This window comes from Candidatus Hydrogenedentota bacterium (genome assembly GCA_035416745.1).
In the GTDB taxonomy this organism is placed as follows: Bacteria; Hydrogenedentota; Hydrogenedentia; order Hydrogenedentales; family SLHB01; genus UBA2224.
Genome location: DAOLNV010000015.1, coordinates 40,321 through 57,630, shown reverse-complemented (window position 1 = coordinate 57,630; position 17,310 = coordinate 40,321). Strand labels below are relative to the sequence as shown.

At 62.2% G+C, this 17,310-nt stretch carries 13 protein-coding genes; 8 read left to right on the top strand and 5 right to left on the bottom strand.

What is annotated here, in order from left to right:
* Positions 1–31 precede the first annotated feature (31 nt).
* Positions 32–1,138, bottom strand: coding sequence for a 1-acyl-sn-glycerol-3-phosphate acyltransferase (locus PLJ71_07405; GenBank protein HQM48500.1), 1,107 nt, complete (start codon positions 1,136–1,138; stop codon positions 32–34).
* A gap of 164 nt (positions 1,139–1,302) precedes the next feature.
* Between PLJ71_07405 and PLJ71_07400 the strand changes: the two genes are divergently transcribed.
* The 3 genes from PLJ71_07400 (at position 1,303) to PLJ71_07390 (ending at position 4,997) form a co-directional block, all read left to right on the top strand.
* Positions 1,303–2,100 carry a sulfite exporter TauE/SafE family protein gene (locus PLJ71_07400; protein ID HQM48499.1) on the top strand — a complete coding sequence of 266 codons (798 nt, stop codon included), beginning with the start codon at positions 1,303–1,305 and terminating at the stop codon, positions 2,098–2,100.
* Between the two features lie 189 nt (positions 2,101–2,289).
* Positions 2,290–3,246: a glucosamine-6-phosphate isomerase gene (locus PLJ71_07395; protein HQM48498.1), complete on the top strand. Its 957-nt coding sequence runs from the start codon at positions 2,290–2,292 to the stop codon at positions 3,244–3,246.
* Positions 3,247–3,458: 212 nt separating this feature from the next.
* Complete coding sequence (locus PLJ71_07390; protein HQM48497.1) at positions 3,459–4,997, top strand: hypothetical protein; 1,539 nt, start codon at positions 3,459–3,461, stop codon at positions 4,995–4,997.
* A gap of 153 nt (positions 4,998–5,150) precedes the next feature.
* On the opposite strand, the gene PLJ71_07385 is transcribed toward PLJ71_07390, so the two are convergent.
* A complete protein-coding gene (locus PLJ71_07385) occupies positions 5,151–6,089 on the bottom strand; it encodes a hypothetical protein (protein ID HQM48496.1) in 939 nt (312 codons plus the stop codon).
* A 52-nt stretch (positions 6,090–6,141) separates the two neighbouring features.
* On the bottom strand, positions 6,142–7,788 hold the full coding sequence (locus PLJ71_07380; GenBank protein HQM48495.1) for a CocE/NonD family hydrolase: 1,647 nt from the start codon (positions 7,786–7,788) through the stop codon (positions 6,142–6,144).
* Positions 7,789–8,010: 222 nt separating this feature from the next.
* On the opposite strand from PLJ71_07380, the gene PLJ71_07375 reads away from it, so the two are divergent.
* Positions 8,011–9,417, top strand: coding sequence for a Gfo/Idh/MocA family oxidoreductase (locus tag PLJ71_07375; protein ID HQM48494.1), 1,407 nt, complete (start codon positions 8,011–8,013; stop codon positions 9,415–9,417).
* 187 nt (positions 9,418–9,604) lie between these two features.
* Entirely contained in the window at positions 9,605–10,234 is a 630-nt protein-coding gene (locus PLJ71_07370) for a uracil-DNA glycosylase family protein (protein HQM48493.1), read from the top strand.
* A 41-nt stretch (positions 10,235–10,275) separates the two neighbouring features.
* Here the strand turns inward: PLJ71_07370 and PLJ71_07365 are convergent, their stop codons facing one another.
* Both PLJ71_07365 and hcp read right to left on the bottom strand, forming a co-directional pair.
* Positions 10,276–10,737, bottom strand: a complete 462-nt coding sequence (locus tag PLJ71_07365) for an Rrf2 family transcriptional regulator (protein ID HQM48492.1) — start codon at positions 10,735–10,737, stop codon at positions 10,276–10,278.
* A gap of 281 nt (positions 10,738–11,018) precedes the next feature.
* A complete protein-coding gene (gene hcp / locus PLJ71_07360) occupies positions 11,019–12,320 on the bottom strand; it encodes a hydroxylamine reductase (GenBank protein ID HQM48491.1) in 1,302 nt (433 codons plus the stop codon).
* A 257-nt stretch (positions 12,321–12,577) separates the two neighbouring features.
* On the opposite strand from hcp, the gene PLJ71_07355 reads away from it, so the two are divergent.
* The 3 genes from PLJ71_07355 to PLJ71_07345 all read left to right on the top strand — a co-directional run bounded on the left by PLJ71_07355 (position 12,578) and on the right by PLJ71_07345 (position 17,290).
* On the top strand, positions 12,578–13,882 hold the full coding sequence (locus tag PLJ71_07355) for a family 1 glycosylhydrolase (protein ID HQM48490.1): 1,305 nt from the start codon (positions 12,578–12,580) through the stop codon (positions 13,880–13,882).
* Positions 13,879–15,717 carry an N-acetylmuramic acid 6-phosphate etherase gene (gene murQ, locus PLJ71_07350; protein ID HQM48489.1) on the top strand — a complete coding sequence of 613 codons (1,839 nt, stop codon included), beginning with the start codon at positions 13,879–13,881 and terminating at the stop codon, positions 15,715–15,717. Before PLJ71_07355 ends, murQ begins: the two co-directional genes overlap by 4 nt.
* A gap of 412 nt (positions 15,718–16,129) precedes the next feature.
* Entirely contained in the window at positions 16,130–17,290 is a 1,161-nt protein-coding gene (locus PLJ71_07345; protein ID HQM48488.1) for an anhydro-N-acetylmuramic acid kinase, read from the top strand.
* Positions 17,291–17,310 lie beyond the last annotated feature (20 nt).

Genomic DNA, 17,310 nt, shown 5'->3' with positions numbered 1-17,310 from the left:
CCGAGGCGGCGGGCATCGCCCAGCCCCGCTCTTACGGCGCCAACACGATCTCCTCGAGCGCCTGTGTTACATCCGCGAAGTGAAGAATCTGGTTCAAGCTGTACTTCACCGGGTTCAGCTTGCGGAACGTGCGGTCCAGCGGCGGGGTCGCGAGGACCTTTGACCGATCCAGCCGGATCACAGCCCTCGACAGATGCACCAGACCCGCCTTTCCGAAATGCCGCAGCGCCGCCGAGACCTCACCCGCCAAGTCGGAATGCGCTTGCGGGTCCACATAATGGTCCGTGATGCGTTCGACAACCGCCCGCGCCTTCTCATCGAATTCTTTGCGCTGCATTGTCTCGGGCAGACCGTGCAGCGCCCGCAGATACAGAATTCCGGCGGCGATCTGCGTCGCGGTGACGGTCACGTTTTCCGCTATCGCCTCGACCAGCGCGAAATCCAGGGCGCGCTGTTCTTCCCGGCTCGCGCGCGGCGGCAACCGCAACGGATGCCCTAGAACCACCGTGTCTTTCCCGGTGGCGATGTTCCAGGTGCGCGTCAACGGCACGACGGCCACATCGAGCCCCTCCTGGTGTCCGCGTTGCGCCTGCGCCACAAAGAATGAGGCGCTCCCCGGCTCTTGAACCTCGCCCCGGTATTCGAAGACGATTCCGCTGCGGCTGCGCGTCCGTCCGGGATATATAATGAAACTCTCGCCGTTGCGCAACACGTTGATGAACGGCCGCAACTGCCCGACCGAGACGTTCCCGCGCGAGATCTCAAGCGTGCCCAACCGGCACATCAACTCGTCCACATTTACCAGGCGGTACCACCACGTGCCCTTCTTCTCGGCAAAAAAGTCATCGCGCGACATGAATCGCGGCATAATGCCGCAGGATCGAAAAACCGCCCCGAAGCTCACAAACGGGTCGAGGAGCAGCACGTGGTTCTGGGCAAACACGCATGCCGCTTCCCGCGGGCACCGCTCCCCATGAACCACCCGGAGCCGGGTCCGCCATCTGAGAAGGTGCCCGATCACGGTGCAGAAGTCCCCGCGCTTCCGCATCAGGTCCGGAGGCGGCGCCAGATGCAGACGGTGCAGCAGATAGTGCGCCAGCCCGGCGAGCACCTGTATCCACGCGTGTATTGCCTTCATAGGTTCGAGATTCTACCGGGTGCGCATCTATCCAAACAAACGGACCGCTGTATTCGCGCGAAGGAAGCTTGACTCCTTCCCGCCTTTCGCGATGTGGGCATGTCTCACGAATTCTGTTACACTGCCGCGCGGAATGCGCTTCACCGTTTCTCGAAGGAGCATGCATGAATCCCTTGCTTTTCTACCCCGGCATGTTGTTCCTGGGCATTGGCGTGGGGCTTATGAGCGCCGCCCTGGGCCTCGGCGGCGGCATTCTCATGGTCCCCGCATTCCTCGAATTCGTGCCCGGCATGGACCCTCACACCGCCAAGGGAACCAGTCTGGTGGTCATCGTGTTTGTCGCCGCGGTCAACGTATGGCGGCTCAACCAAGGGCATGCCGATTGGCAGTGGCGCCTGGCGATTCAGGTATCCTTCGGCTCGATGGCCGGGGGATATATCGGCGGATGGGTCACGCAGTTCTTCGGGGACCGGGTCGTGATTTGGATTTTCATCGTGCTTCTGGGGTTCGCCGGCATCCGCACATTCTTCATCGAACCGCCAAGAGTCCCGGAAAGCGAGGTCCGTTCACGCAACACGCTCGCGATCCTCATTGGATTCGCCATGGGCATCGCTTCCGGACTCACCGGCATAGGCGGCGGCGCCGTGCTTGTCCCCCTCGCCCTGATCGCGGGCATCACGTCTAACGAGCGGGTCGTGGCTCTGTCCAACATGGTCATGGTGCCCGCATGCCTCGCCGGCGCTCTGGCGCATATGGTTCAGGACCCGAATCTCGAGATCCCGCTTCCCTTCGCCGTAGGGAGAACGAACCTCGCGCTCGTGCCCCTCGTTTTCCTGGGGGCGCAGGCCGGTTCCCCTATCGGCAAATGGATAAACGAACACCTCACGCTCAAAGTCCGCCGCGTCGTCATGGGACTCGTCCTCGTCGTCCTCACGGCCAATCTGCTCAAACGAGTCATCTGAATACTCAGGTCCGGCAGCGCGCCGCAAAGGCGCCAAGACAGGAAAGTGCCGATATGAAAGGGCAGCCGGAAATGCCCGCCAAGTTCCGAACGCCCCCGCGCGCCCGAAGCGCGATTCGAGTACTTGAGCCTGGGTGCTTGGTGAGGTACCATGGTGTTTTGGCGCAACCAGATGGGGAGGATTTTCGCTATGTCCGTCAATCTGCTCAGCACAATCAAGGGTTCTCTGCTCGAGGGGTTCTTTCCCGAAGGATGGGACCTCGAGGCGTGGGATAAGTGCGCCGCCGTCTCGCCGAAGAACTTCGACAAACGCGAGAGATGGTGGAACAAGCAATTCGAGCCCGTGTGTTGCCATTCTCTCGACGATTTCGACACCATGATGGGTCACGAGATCGCCATGGAAATCCGCAACACGCGCGACGCGAAGAAACCGCTCGTTCTGATCCTGCCCGTCGGGCCCATGGGCATGTACAAATGGGCCGTGTACTTCCTGAAGGAGTGGGGCGTCAAATGCGGCCACGTCCACGGCTTCAACATGGACGAATGGAGCGACCCCCACGGCAACACGCTGCCCGCGAAAGACCCCGGCGCGTTCCAGAACGCCATGGAACAAGCATTCTACGGCCCGCTCGGCAGCCTGACGGTTCCACCCATTCAGCGCCATTTCGCCACAAAGAAGGAGTTGCCCCTGTACGGCAGGCAGATCGCCACGTTGCGCAAGCGCGGCGCACGCCTCGTTACCGTATACGGCATCGGACGCGTCTGCCACATCGCCTTCTGGGAACCCCACTTCGCCAAGGAATACTCGTCGCTCGCGAAATGGAAAGCGGACGAATACCGCCTCGCAGCCCGGCTTCACCCGCTCACCATCGAGCAGAACGCCATCACCAGTTTCAAGAGCCGCACCACCCTCGTCCCCGCCACCGCCAACACCATCGGACCCGGCCTCTTCCTGAAGTCCGACCGCTGCATCGGCGGAGCGGATGGCGCCCTCGGGCGCGGCATGATGTGGCAGGGACTTTCCTTGCGCGTCACGCTCCATCACGCCCCGACGCCGTGGATACCCAGCACCTTCATGCCCACGCGGCCCGGACGCCTGTTCTACCTCGAAGAGCTCTCCAAACCCCTCGAAGCCGAGTGCAACTAGGCCCGGCCCTCGACCAGGAACCATCGGGGCGGTCCGGCTCGGGACCGCCCCGAACTTATTGCGCTCAACACCGGCGCCAAGCCAAAGAAAGCGCGCCGCCACCGCCCCAGCCGGCCAAACAGCGCGCCCTTCCATCCGCGGCGGAGGCATTTCAGTACAGAATGAGTTATCATCTCGCCCGAGAGGGAAAACATCGCACGGAGGTTCCACCATTGAGCATCATGCGTCTTGTATCCAGCGTTCTTCTGCTGACGCTTCTCTTCGCCGCCGTTTTGCCCGGTCCGGCATATGCGTTCTTATACCGGGCGCCGGAGGGCTCGCTCAAGGATAACTGCGTCCTGTGGCATGAGGGCGCTTTCTACCTCTTCACCATGTACCGCAAAACCCAGCAGCTCGAGGACAGGATCGACGACTGGCGCTATGTCTGGCTTGCAACGTCGCAGGACGGCGTGCATTGGAAAGATGTCGGCACCGTCATCAAAGACACCCCGTTTCCCATTTGGGCGATGCGCGTCTGGCGCGCCGGCGGCCGCTTCGTCATGAACCATGGGAGTTTCTCCGGCAACCAGCAAGACGTCCTCCGATTCTGGGAATCTCCTGATTTGGTTCAGTGGACTTATCTCGGGCCCGAATACGACGTGCGCCGGCCCGACGGGCAACGGCTCGACCATATGGACGTGATCGCCCAGGAGGAGAACGGCAAGACCGTCTATTACGGCTACGCCGCGGGCGGCCTGCTCCAGTCCGGCGACGGCGTGCGATGGACCTGGGTGAAAGACTTTCCGTTGACCGACGACATGGATGTGCGCGTCGTGATGGAGCCGGGCGGCTGCGAACGTATCGGCGATACCTACTATCTCCTGGTCGGGGGATTCTTCCCGGGAAGTTTCGGCTACGCCGTCGCCACCTATCTCTCCGAAAACCCCATGGGCCCGTTCCGCCCGGATTATCCGGCGTTCCGGCTCAACGGCCACTCGGGCCGCACGACCGTGGCCTTGTGGGCATCGTATTGCCGCTATTACCAGGAACTGCTCCTGACCAACTACATCCATGATCCCGGCGGCACATTCTGGTGGCATGCGCCCCTCAAATCAGCGGTGGTCGACGCCGAAAACCACCTGCGCATGGGATATTGGAAAGGAAACGACGCCCTCAAGGGCGAGGCCATCCCGCTGGATACCAGTCAGGTCACGGCCGTCAACCCGGATGTCCTGTCCGGCTTCGTATGTGAACCGAACCGGGTGGTTATGCGGGCGCAGCCCCGGCCTCATCTCAGATGGCTGACCATGGACAAGCCCAACGTCGCGCTCGCGATGCTCCAAGAAACCTTCGACCTTCAAACGGGGCTGGTGCTCGAAGGCGATATACGCGTAAGCCGCGCCATCGACGCTACCATCTTTCCCGCGGCCGGACTCTATCTCGAAGACGGCGAAAAGAAAGGCGTCGCCATCCTCTTCGAGACATGGAACCAGACCGAGATCGGCGTGCTCGACATGACCGCTGAACCCCGATTCGAAGTGCAGGACCAGACCGGGTTCGGGTGCGCTGCCGTGGCGGGCATTCCCTGCGAAAAGACCGCCCATTTCCGCCTGTTTTTCCGACAGAACATCTTCGAACTGTATCTGGATGACTTGTTAGTGCAAACATTCGTTACACAGCACGCCACCGGACGGATGGGATTCATCGTGCAGGACGGCGAGGTCGCGTTCGAGCAGATTCTTGCCTGGAACATGAACCTCCAGCACAAGTAACCGGGACAAACCCAAACGAGCCGCGCGAACCGCGCAACCAGACCTGTCTGTCCCGAGTGTTCCATGCGACTGCGCTATCGGGGGGCGGTCTTTTCACAAACTCCAAGAGGCCACATTATCCACCGAAACACCCCCGAGAAGAAGCTTTGCCGGTCATGGGGCGGGCTGCGGCGGCACATCGCCTGCAAGCGCTGCGAGAATGGATTCCACGGTGGGCAGGTGTTCGTCCCAGTGGGTGATTTCTTTGCCGTCGCGAACGAGATAGAAGCGCGGAGGCATCAGCTTGATGTACTGCGACCACTGAAGCGCATCCATTTCGATGGCGGGGAATTCGGCCAGACTCCGGAATTCCTCGAGGGTTTCTTCGTTCTTGACAAGCATAAAAGCAATGACGGCCGGCATCTCGGGGATGTAGAGCAGGTCGTTGAGCATCGGTGCTTCGGCGCGGCACTCATCGCAGGTGTCGCTGAGGAAGGCGAGCAGATACTCGCCTGTGGATGTGTCGTACGTTTGCCCTTCGTGTTCGACCTTGAATACGAGCGACGGTCCGTCGGTACCATCTGGGTTGTTAAGGTTCCCGGTTACCTGAGCGAAGGGCTTGTGGAGAAGGCCTGCGATAAGGACCAGAACGCAGGATACCACGACAACGCAGCCTTTCAGCCAGGGATGCTGCCAGAGCGTGCCCTCGATGCGGGCGCGACCGGCTCGAAGGCCAAACCATGCCCAGAAAGTCAGCACGAGGAGCACCGCATTCTTTGCGGCGGTCGCGCCGGGGCCCAGAGGCACCAACGAGCCGAAGCAGCCGCAGTCCTGGAGGTCGTAATAGTACCAGGCGTACAAAACAAGCCCCGTGAAACCCGCCAGCGTGGCGGCGACGGCGGCGAAGGTCCATCCGCGGAGCCGCAACCCGACGATCAGGGCGACGCCCAGCAAGGTCTCCCACGCGACCGAGCCTATCGCGGCGGCAACCAGCGCGGGCGGCGACGTGAGCACGTGGTAGTAGCGGATCTGGAAGGCAAAGGCCTCGAGATCCCAAGCCTTGAGCGCGGCGGCGGCGACAAATACCACGCCGACGACCTTTTCGGCGGTCAAACTCGTCCACCACCTTCTTGTGCGGCTTGCTTCTGTCATGCCAGGAATAGTACTAGGGCGTCAAAGGGAGTATCAATGCGCTGGGTTGGCGCAGACCCGTGTAAATCGTATTGCGCGCGACAGGCATCGCCTCGCCTTCGACGGGGAAGTCCTTACCGTTATTCGGGTTAACCTCGAAACGAGGAAAGTTGCTGCTCGAAACGTGCAGCCCGACCCGGTGGCCCGTATTGAAGATCAGGCTGATGGACCACAAATCGATCGCGATTTCCGCGATCTTTCCCGGCGGGAGGTAGTCGGGACACTCGAAGCCGTTTCGGAATTTCACACGTTGGATGCCATCGAGCATAAGGATCTCCCGGCCGTCGGGGTAGATGTCGAGCAGTTTCGCCGTGAAATCCGTGTCTTTGGCGTCGGTGGACACGTAAAGGCGGACCGTCACGCGGCCGGTAATCTCCAACGGCGTGGCAAGCGGCGGCGTCGCGAATCTCAGAACGTCGGGCCGGTCACTCACCGGGCGCTGGTCGTACACCCCGGGCTTGTGGAGCAGTGTTGCGCCGCCCAGCGACGGGACCGGGTTCGCGGGATCGTAAGCAAACGTGAGACCGCCTGACGTTTGGGAGACCTCGCCAGCGCTCAGGCTGCCGTCGGGACACAGGTAGAACGGGGTTTCCCGCGCCACGAAGGGAGGCCAGTCGTTGGCGGTGCGCCATTCGTTGCCCGGGGCATCCGGATCGGACAGATCGCCCACTGTGTAATACTGCACGGCCGGCTCGTCCATGATGCCGTTTTGTTCGCCCAGGAGCCAGTACCGGAAGAAGCGCTGGATGTATTCGTCGAAATTCACGGCATTGAAATTTTCGGCGAGCGTCACGTCGCCGGGCTCGCGTTTGACACCGTGAAGCCATGGTCCCATGATGAGTTTCTGGTTGCCCCGGGCCGGGGGTGCGCCTTCATGCTGCCGCGACACGAACGCCTCGAGGGTGCCCTGGTTAAAGCAGTCCCACCAGCCGCCAACGTGAACGGCGGGCGCCGTCACCCGGTCCGCCGCGCTTACAGCGTCATACCCGCGCCAGAAACTGTCATACGCGGGATGGGCTTTCCATAACTCAAGTACATGAGGTAGCTTCTGCGCGGCCAGCCACCCCTCCATCATCTCTTTGCGGAAGACGCCGCCCTGGTACGTGATGCGGCCGTAAAGCGAAGCAGGCGCCACGATTATCCCCTGGCACGTTATCCACGGCGTAGACGGGGCCGCGAGAATCTGAACGATGCCGAGCGCGGACGCGCCGAACGTGCCGATCTTGCCGTTGCACCACGGCTGCGCGCGCAGCCAGGCCACCGTATCGTCGCCGTCCTGGGCCTCGCCCCATCCATCGGCGAGAAACCCCATGTCGGCGCCCCCGCTGTCTCCGCGGCCGCGACAGTCCTGGACGGCAAACGCGATGCCCTTCTCAAGCCAGGCGGGGCCCCATTGAGGGCCGAATTTCCGGCCGTAGACGCTCCGGGCGAGTACCACCGGGAAGCGCCCCTCCCCTTGGGGGAGGTAAATCTCCGTGGCAAGTCTGACCCCGTCGCGCATCGGCACCATGACCAAGGTGGACGGGAGTGTTGGAGCTGCCTCCTCGGCGGCCCCAGCCGCAACGCTGGGCCCAACAAGCAGCAGTACGGTCAAAAACCGGAATGTGAGGGGATGTCGCATGTTTCTCATGGGCCTACAGTGTAGCGGGGAAAGAGCAGAGATTCTACTCGGACGCGTCAGACTTGTCTGACCGGTCTGACGGCTCTGAGCCGCCGACGCCCTCCAGCGCGGGCGACTTTGCATTCGGCTTTGTTTGCCCGAGTCTGATATGATGAAAAGTCTGCACCCAGCCGCTTCGGCTGAGGCGGTTCGTTCTTACCATTCGGATTCAGGAGGAGCAACATGAAGTACAACAACATGACGCGGCGAGCCTTCATAGCCACGACCACGCTCGCGGCGTCCCAGACAGCCTGCGCAACCAGCAGGACGCGCATGGCCGCAAATGAGGCGCAGGTCGTTCCTGGAAAGGAATCACCCAACGAGAAGCTCAATGTGGCCGCCATCGGCGCCGGCGGCAAAGGATTTTCGGACATCATGTCGTGCAAGTCCGAAAACATTGTCGCGTTGTGCGACGCGGACTGGGACCGGTGCGCGAATGCGTTCAAGGAACTTCCTGACGCCAAGCGGTACCGGGATTACCGGAACATGCTCGAGGACATGCCCGAGATTGACGCGCTCACCATCTCGACGCCGGACCACATCCATGCGCCGGCCGCCATCATGGCGATGAAAATGGGCAAGCACGTCTACGTGCAGAAGCCGCTCACGCACACCGTTCAGGAAGCGCGGTGGATGACGCTCGTGGCCCGGGAGAACGGCGTGGCGACACAGATGGGCAACCAGGGCCATTCAGGCAATGGCGTGCGCGAATTGTGCGAGATGATCTGGAGCGGCGCCATCGGCCAGGTGCGCGAAGCACACGTGTGGACCCACCGGCCCGTATGGGAAAACCAGGGCCGTCCGGACCCGCTCCCCTCGGAGGTGGCGCCCGAAAACCTCGACTGGGACCGCTGGATCGGGCCCGCCCCGATGCGGCCCTATTCGCCAGGGTATGCGCCTCACGATTGGCGCGCATGGCTCGACTTCGGCGGCGGCTCGCTCGGCGATATGGCCTGCCACATCATGGACCCCGTGTACATGTCCCTGAAGCTCGTCGAAGCGAGCGACTACACGGTCGAGGTCGTGATGCAGCAGGGACGAAACGAGCAGACCTTCCCGCTCACAACGACCATCAAATATTCGTTCCCCGCGCGGGGTGACATGGCCCCGGTGGACGTGTACTGGTACGACGGACACTGGCCGGATCCAAAGACCGGCGAGAAGGTATACAACCGGCCGAAGCGCCCCGAAGGCGTCCCCGAAGCACAGGAACTCGGCGACGAGAACGCGAACGGTTCATATCTCGTTGGCGACAAGGGGTTCATTACGGCGGGCGAATACGGCGGCCGTCCGCGTCTCCTTCCCGATGAAAAGATGCTCGATTACAAGAAACCGGAGCCGTTCCTCGAACGGATCGAGGGAGAGAACCATTACCTGAACTGGCTGCAGGCGTGCAAGGGCGGGAAACCCGCGTGCTCGAACTTCGACTATGCGGGCCCGTTTACGGAAATGGTGCAGTTCGGGAATCTTGTGGTGAAATCGGGCAAGAAGCTGCACTGGGACAACAAGAAGGGCGTCGTGACCAACGTGAAGAACGCCGAAGCGGTGGTCTCGAAAGAGTACCGCAAGGGTTGGGAACTGGCCATCTGAATATATCGCGGAGTTTCACTCGTGTGCGCCGTAGCTGCAGGCTGCGGCGCACATGCGCTTATGTCCGGCGAAGAATCGGCGGATATGATAGTCTCGAGATTGCAGGCTCCGGTAAAGGGCGGTTTTTGTGGGTGAGCGTGAACTGAAACGGCGCATCGCGGCACGGACCGAGTGCGCGGCGACATGCATGGCGTGTCTGCCCGAATGCGGCGTGCATCGCAAGGGGAAGGTCAACGGCGAGACGCTCGAGAAACTGCTCGAGCGGGTGCGCGCGTGCCGCGCATGTGCCGGCGTGCTGCCCCTGGGACCCCGGCCGGTGTTGCGCGCCAAAGCGTCGGCGCGGCTCCTGATCGTAGGCCAGGCTCCGGGCGCCAGGGTGCACGAGACGGGCATTCCGTGGAACGATCCCAGCGGAGACCGCCTGCGTGCGTGGATGAGAGTCGAGCGTGAGACGTTCTACGACGATTCGCGCGTGGCGATTATCCCGGCGGGATTGTGTTATCCCGGCCGGTACGAACGGGGCGGGGATTTGCCGCCGCGAAAAGAGTGCGCGGCACTGTGGCTCGAACCGCTGCTGGCACACCTGCCCAATGTGTCCTTCATCATGTTGTGCGGCCAACACGCGCAGACGCTTCATCTGGGAGACCGGGCCAGGAGCTCCCTTACCGAAACCGTGCGGGCATGGCGCGAGTACTTTCCCGAATACCTGCCGTTGCCGCATCCCTCATTTCGGAATCTGCTTTGGATGAAGAAGAATCCCTGGTTCGAGAAGCAGGTGCTGCCTGCGTTGCGCAGACGTGTCCGCGAGTTGCTCTAAAAGGACAGGCGCACGAAACAGGCGGTCGTCTCTGATTCTGACTAACCCTCGTTGCCGTCGATGGTGAAGTGTATGCGGCACGGGACGCTGTCGCGGATTTCCTCGGCGGGGAGGGGCGCTTTGGCCAGGTCGGCCAGGGTCCAGCGTTTGAGCGTAGCGATGATGGCTTCATGAAGTTCGGCCATGGCGCGATGATAGGCGCACACGAGTTCGAGGCGGTCAAAACCCTGGCAGAAATCGCCCAGTATCTTGCCCTGGCAGGCCTCAACGACATCGAGCAGCGAGACTTGCTCGGGAAGCTGGTTCAGGGTGACGCCGCCCTTCATGCCGCGATGCGCGCGAAGGATGCCCGCCCTGACGAGAGCCGCGGTGACTTTCGCGGTGTAGCTGGGCGACGCGCCGATGTGTTGCGCTATGCGGGCGGGCGGCACCGGCTCTTCGGTCTTGTTGACCATAAGAAACACCAGCGCCCTGAGGGCGGTCTCGGAAGTTTGCGTCAACATAGCGGACTGTCCCTCTCGCACACAGGTAATTACCATAATGAAAAGCCCGCGCATACGGCAAATTGTCCGGCGATTCGGAAAAGCCCCCAGAGGCTTTCGCTGCGTCTATCGTTGGTGCAAGCGTTTTGTCTTCCTGCAGCGCCCGGTCTTGTGCCGGACGTTGCCGGAGCGAAACGTGTTCGGCACTGAGACGCCTGGCCCAGGGCCGGGCATCACATCGAGCTCATTCGGGGACCACCTCACGAAATTGCGAAGTGGTCCCCGCGTAAACGGTTTCTCGGTCACGCGCCGGCCATGGCGGCGTTGACGTCGGCCTCCGCGTCCTTGCCGATGGGCTGCAGGTCGAACTTCTCCTGAAGAAGCGCAAGCACATTGGGCGAGACAAAAGCCGGCAGGGCGGGCCCGAGACGGATTCCTTTGACGCCGAGGTGCAAGAGGGTGAGGAGCACCGCCACGGCCTTCTGCTCGAACCAGGAGATCACGAGCGTCAGCGGCAGGTCGTTTACGCCGCAGTTGAAAGCTTTGGCAAGGGCGAGGGCAACCTGGATTGCGCCGTACGAGTCGTTGCACTGGCCCATATCAAGCAACCGGGGCAGCCCAGCCACCGTGCCGTAGTCATGTTCACGAATGCGGTACTTCCCACAGCCCATGGTGAGGATGATCGAGTTCTCGGGGGCGCTGTAAGCGAAATCGCGGAAATAGTTGCGGCCCGGCTCGGCCCCGTCACACCCGCCGATAACGAAGAAGTGTTTTATGGCGCCCGACTTGACCGCGTCCACCACCTTGTCCGCAATGTCGAGGATAGTGGTGTAATGGAACCCGATGGTCCGAGTGACCAGTTCGGACGGCTTCAATGGGCCGATCTCCTTGGCGCGTTTGATGACCTCGGAGAAATCGTTCGTGGTGAGGCGTTTCGCCCCCGGCACCGCCGTGACGCGCGTGGTATACAAACGGTCAAGGTAGGTGTTGGTCGCGGGGTTGGGAATCAGCACGCAGTTGGTGGTAGCAAGAACAGGGCCGCCGAACGCCTCGAATTCCATCCGCTGTTTCTGCCAGGCCCCGCCGTAGTTGCCGGCAAGATGCGAATACGCGCGCAGCTTGGGATACATGTGCGCGGGAAGCATCTCGCCGTGGGTGTAAACCTTGATTCCGGTGCCCTTGGTCTGTTCCAGCAGATCGATGAGATCCACCATGTCATGGCCCGTGACGAGAATGCCCGGGCCGTCCTGGATGCCCTCCTTGACGTCGACGGGCGAGGGTTTGCCAAATGTCTCCACATGCCCGTCGTTCAGCAACTCCATCGTGCGCAAGTTCATTTCACCGCACTTCAGGACCAGTTCAAGCAGCGTATCCATGTCGAAATTGACGTTGGTAACCGTGGCAAACAGGGCATCTTCGACAAAAGCGTCGATCTCGGGGTCCGTCTTGCCCAGACGGCGCGCATGGTGCTTGTACGCACACATGCCCTTCAAACCGTACAGCAGAATCTTCTGCAACGACTCAACGTCGGCGTTCTTGCCGCACACGCCCACGTCGGTGCAGGCTTTCCCGTTCCGGGTTTGTTCGCATTGATCGCAATACATGAGGCTCATGACGATTTCCTCCTGGTTAGAGGCCAACAGTGGCCGAGGCGCAAAATGTGGATATATTCTATCCTCTTTATCCGGTATTGTCAAGCCGTGCCCAGCCAGCTTCTGTCTAGTATATGGTTTGAGTAACAGGAAACGAAACCGCATACTGGCGCCTTGTGAAGCTGCGGCTGGCCAGCCCGGTCACATCCAGCCGAGTCCCCCTGAAAATGGCGGTTGCCGGGTAGTTGGCGGTTAGAAAGCAGGCGCTTGTGAGACCATTCCCATCCGAGTTTCTTTGGGGCGCGACCCTTTCAGCGCACTCAGTTGAGGGGGGGCATTTTGATAGCGACTGGTGGCGGTGGGAGCAGCGCCCCGGGCGCATTGCGGGTGAATCAACCTCTCAGGCGGGTTCGGACCACTGGAACCGCTTTCGCGAGGACATCGGGTTGGCGCGCCTGTTTGGTTTGAACGCGCTTCTCGTGTCACTGGAGTGGAGCCGCATAGAACCCCGGGAGGGCCATGTGGACGGGTTGTCTCTCGAGCATTACCGGGCCGTTCTCGAAGCGATGTGCGCGGAAGGACTCGAACCCGTCGTGGCCCTCCATGAGGTGACCGTGCCAGCGTGGTTTGCTTTGCGCGGAGGCTGGCTGGCGGCGGAAGCGGCGGAGATCTTCTCTCGGTACGCCGGGGAAGTTGCGGGGGTCCTCGGGGAAGCATGCCGGTATTGGCTCCCTATGCTTACCCCTGTGACGGCTCTCCGCATGGGCTACATGCGGGGACTTTGGCCGCCCGGGGCGCGGAACATGTGGGCCGCCTGGAAATCGCTTCGGCACATGGCGTTGGCCCATGCGGAAACGTTCCGGAGGTTTCGCGAGAAGGTTCCGGATGCGAGAATCGGCCTGAGCGTACATGCTGAAACGTTGCGGCCCTTTGATGTTTCCAGCTCTTGGGATCTCCGGGCGGTCCGGGGGGAGTGTGCGCTCTCGAATACCGTATGGCCCCGCGTGTTGACGTCCGGGCAATGGCCGCGGCCATTCGGGGAGAATCGAGCCCTGGCGGATACGGCGGATTTCATCGGGGTGTCGTACTATGGCGCTCAATACGTCCGGTTTCGCCCGGGGAAGGGGACGTTCGCGGTTCGCGTGAACAACCAGGGTGAACGTGCGGGAGTTTACGACTGCGAACAGGACTCGGACGGATTGGCCGGGGTGTTGCACGATTTGGCCGCGTTCAGGAAACCGCTGATGGTTCTGGGGACCGGGCTCGCCACGGAAGATGACCGCGCGCGCCGGCATTTCCTCTTGAATCACGTCGCAACGGCCCAGCGCGCTCTCGCCAACGGAACCGAGCTGAGAGGGTTCATGTACCGCTCGTTGCTGGACGGGTTCGAGTGGGACCGGGGATACGAAGCGCGTTACGGGCTTGTGCATGTGGGGCGGGCCGCATTGGCGCGGACTCCAAACCCCTCGGCATATCTATACAAAGACATCGCGGTTTCCGGGGGAATCCAGAAGGGGACGCTGGCGCGGTACAGCCCGGATTGGCGGCCGCCCGAAGGACTGGTACTGGCATGAGACACTACTTGGCATTTGACGGAGGTGGAACGGCTACGCGGGCCGGATTGTACGACGAAGAGGGCCATCTGCTTCGAGAAGCCCGGGGAGGGGCCTCCAATCCTGTCGCCTTGGGCGTGAACGCGTGCATATGGGTACTGACGCAGGTGGGAAGAGAGGCGCTGGCTGGTACGGGCCTCGAACCCGAGGCGGTTGGAGTCGCATTGTCGGGCGCCTGGACATCAGGGATGGCATCCTGGCTGGCCAACCGCTTATGTGAACAGTTCAGGGCCGCCCGTGCGGTAGTGTGCGACGACATCCGGCCCGTCCTTTTCGCAAACATAGGCGACTCAGCGGGGGTGCTGGCAATCGCCGGAACCGGGTCAAGCGTGGTGGCGCAAATGCCTGATGGAAGGTCGGATTTCGTCGGGGGCCGGGGCGCGGCATTCGGCGACTGCGGCAGCGCCTATCAAATCGGACAGAGCGCGCTCAAAGCCGCCGGGCACGCATTGGACGGCCTGGGACCCGAGACGGTGTTGGTGGACCTGTTGCCCAAGGCCGCCGGAGTGGAATCGTTTCGCATGCTTGTGCCGTGGGCATGGCATGCGTCGATGCGCGACATCGCCCGGCTGGCGGAAACCGTGGCCACCGCGGCCGGGCGGGACGCGGTGGCCGCCGCCTGCATCGCGGAACAAGCCGGTCTCATGGCAGAGCAGGTTCGCGCGGGGTTCAGGAAACTCGAGTTGCCCGAAGACGCCCCGGTGCTGCTCAACGGCGGATTGTTCGAACACTGCCCGCGCTATGTCGAAGCCTTTCGCCATCGGCTCGAGGCGTTGGGCGTGCGTTCGGCGCCGCGACTGGCCCCCGTGCGCGGCCACCGGGCTGCGCTGGCCCTGGTGCAGGCCCGCCACCTTCCCAAGACCGTGCTGGCCACGGAAGGACGGCGAAAACCTGCCCGGCGGGCGCCGGCCGAGGCCCGCATACAGGACGTGTTCCTGGAGCGCCTGTCTCCGAAAGAGATTGTCATGGCCATGAACCGCCTGGATTCAGAGGTGCCCGCGGCGGTGGCCCGGGTTTCGGACTCTGTAGCGCTGGCGATGGAATGGGCGGCCGCGGCGCTCTCGGGCACGGGCCGCCTTATCTATATCGGAGCAGGCACCAGCGGACGCCTCGGAGTACTGGATGCCTCGGAGTGCCCGCCAACGTTCGGGGTAGACCCGGGCCGCGTCCTCGGCATAATCGCCGGGGGAGACGCGGCATTGCGAACGAGCGCGGAGGGCGCGGAAGACGACACCGGCGCGGCCCTGCGCGACCTCGAGAATGTGCAGCCTCCCATAGGGACATCTGACGTAGTGATAGGCATTGCAGCGTCGGGAACCACGCCCTACACGTTGGCGGCATTGGTCCGGGCCCGCGATGCCGGCGCGAGAACCGTCCTTTTATGTTGCAGCATCTGCGCGGAAAGCCCGGCGGAATTGACCATAGCCATCGACACCGGGCCGGAGATCGTCGCCGGTTCGACGCGGCTGAAAGCAGGCACGGCCATGAAAATGGCGCTCAACACGATCTCGACGGGCGCCATGGCGTTGAGCGGGCGCGTATTCGAGGGAATGATGGTGGGGATGCGGCCCACAAACCAGAAGCTGCGGCGGCGCGCGGTGGCGATACTGCAGGCGCTATTGGGGCTCGAGGCCAGAAGCGCGGCGCGTTTGTTGCATGACGCGGACGACGATATCCGGACCGCGGTCGTGATGTGCCGACTCGGCATGTCCGTCGAGAGAGCCCGGGAACTCCTTGCCGGGGCCTCGGGTAATCTGCGAGCGGTGCTAGAGGCCGCACAAGAGCAAGGGAAGTGAGCCCTTTTCATCTGACAATCCGCCCCGCCAGAACGCCCCCGGCCCGTCTGGAAGGCCGGTTCTCGTGCGGCCAGGCCAGCGATTCCTGGTTCTCCAAGATGTGGGGCCGGCGGCCCCGCCGGTCGTTTCAGTTCGGTCGGGCGCTATTCTCCTTGTGCCTTGGCGCCGTTGCGGTGGGAGACCCCAAAACCCTTCCGCGGGGTCGGTGCTTATGGCACGTCCCGCACGCACACTGCCCTCTCACCGTGCCGACGGCTCCTGCTATGGTCTGACCGGCTGGAAAGTCAGACCCCGGGATACGTTGGAAAAATCCGCAACCGGTTTACATTTTCCAAGAAAATTGGTGTACACTGTTGGAGGAGTGCAATCGTACAGAACGGATAGCAGACCGTCCTTTTAACGGCAGGGTGGTATGGAACTGGGGAGCATTCGAGAAAAGCTGGTACGCTACGCCATCGGACTGACCACCGACAGTGCGTGTCTGGGCGTGGACGCGGCGCTGGTCCGCATCAAGGGGTTCGGACCCGAAATGCTTATCAAGGTTGTGAAGGATAAGCATTTCCGCCATCCCCCGGGACTGCAGAACCGGCTCTTGTCGGCGCGTAAGACGGGGCGAGAACTGTCGGCGTTGAGCTTCGAACTTGGCGCCGAGCTTGCTGAAGTGGCGGCAGGCCTTCAGGAAGTGGCCCGCTCGGAAAACATCGAGGTGGATTTCATCTCGTCGCCAGGGTACACGGCAGCGCATCTGCCGTCCCGAGGCAGTGATACCATCTCGGGCCACCTCTCGATTGGCGAACCCAGCGTCATTGCCGCCCGCACGAACCTGCCGGTCGTATCCGGTTTTGCCAGCTCCGACATGGCCGTTGGCGGGCAGGGAAATGTACTGCATCCGTTCGCGGACTGGGTGCTGTTTCACCGGCCGGACCGCGTCGTTGCGTGCCTGCATCTGGGAGGGTTCGCCAGTGTTACGGTGGTGACGCCGGAAATGAAGGACATGATAGCGTTCGACGTCGGGCCGTGCCTGGTGAGCATTGACAGTTCCGTGCGGCTGCTTACCCACGCTACCCAGACGCGCGACCGGGACGGCGCCATCGCCGGCAAAGGGCTGGTTATCGATGAGTTTCTCGACTATCTGTTGAGCCACGCCTATTTCTCGCGGGTGCCGCCCAAGAGTACCAGCCGCGACGAATTCGGCCCGGAAGAGTACCTTCGTGACGCGTTGAACGGAAGGCGAGACCATTCGCTGGAAGACATGATCGCCACCGTAACCATGGCGGTGGGCTACAGCATCACGCGGTCGTTTACACGGTTCGTATATCCCGGTTACTCGATCTCGCGCCTGATTCTGAGCGGCGAGGGGCTTCGAAACAGAACTCTGATGCGCAACGTGAAAACGGGCATCAAAGACGCAATTGTCCGCAAAACCGACCGCTATGGCATTGCCTTCAACGTTGTGGACCCGCTCAGCGCCTGTATCCTGGCCAACGAAACCATTTTCGGAAACTCCACCAACATTCTGTCAGCAACAGGAGCAAGACGTCCGGCGACGCTCGGAAGCATCACCATGCCCTGACCGGAGACCGGCGCGTACGG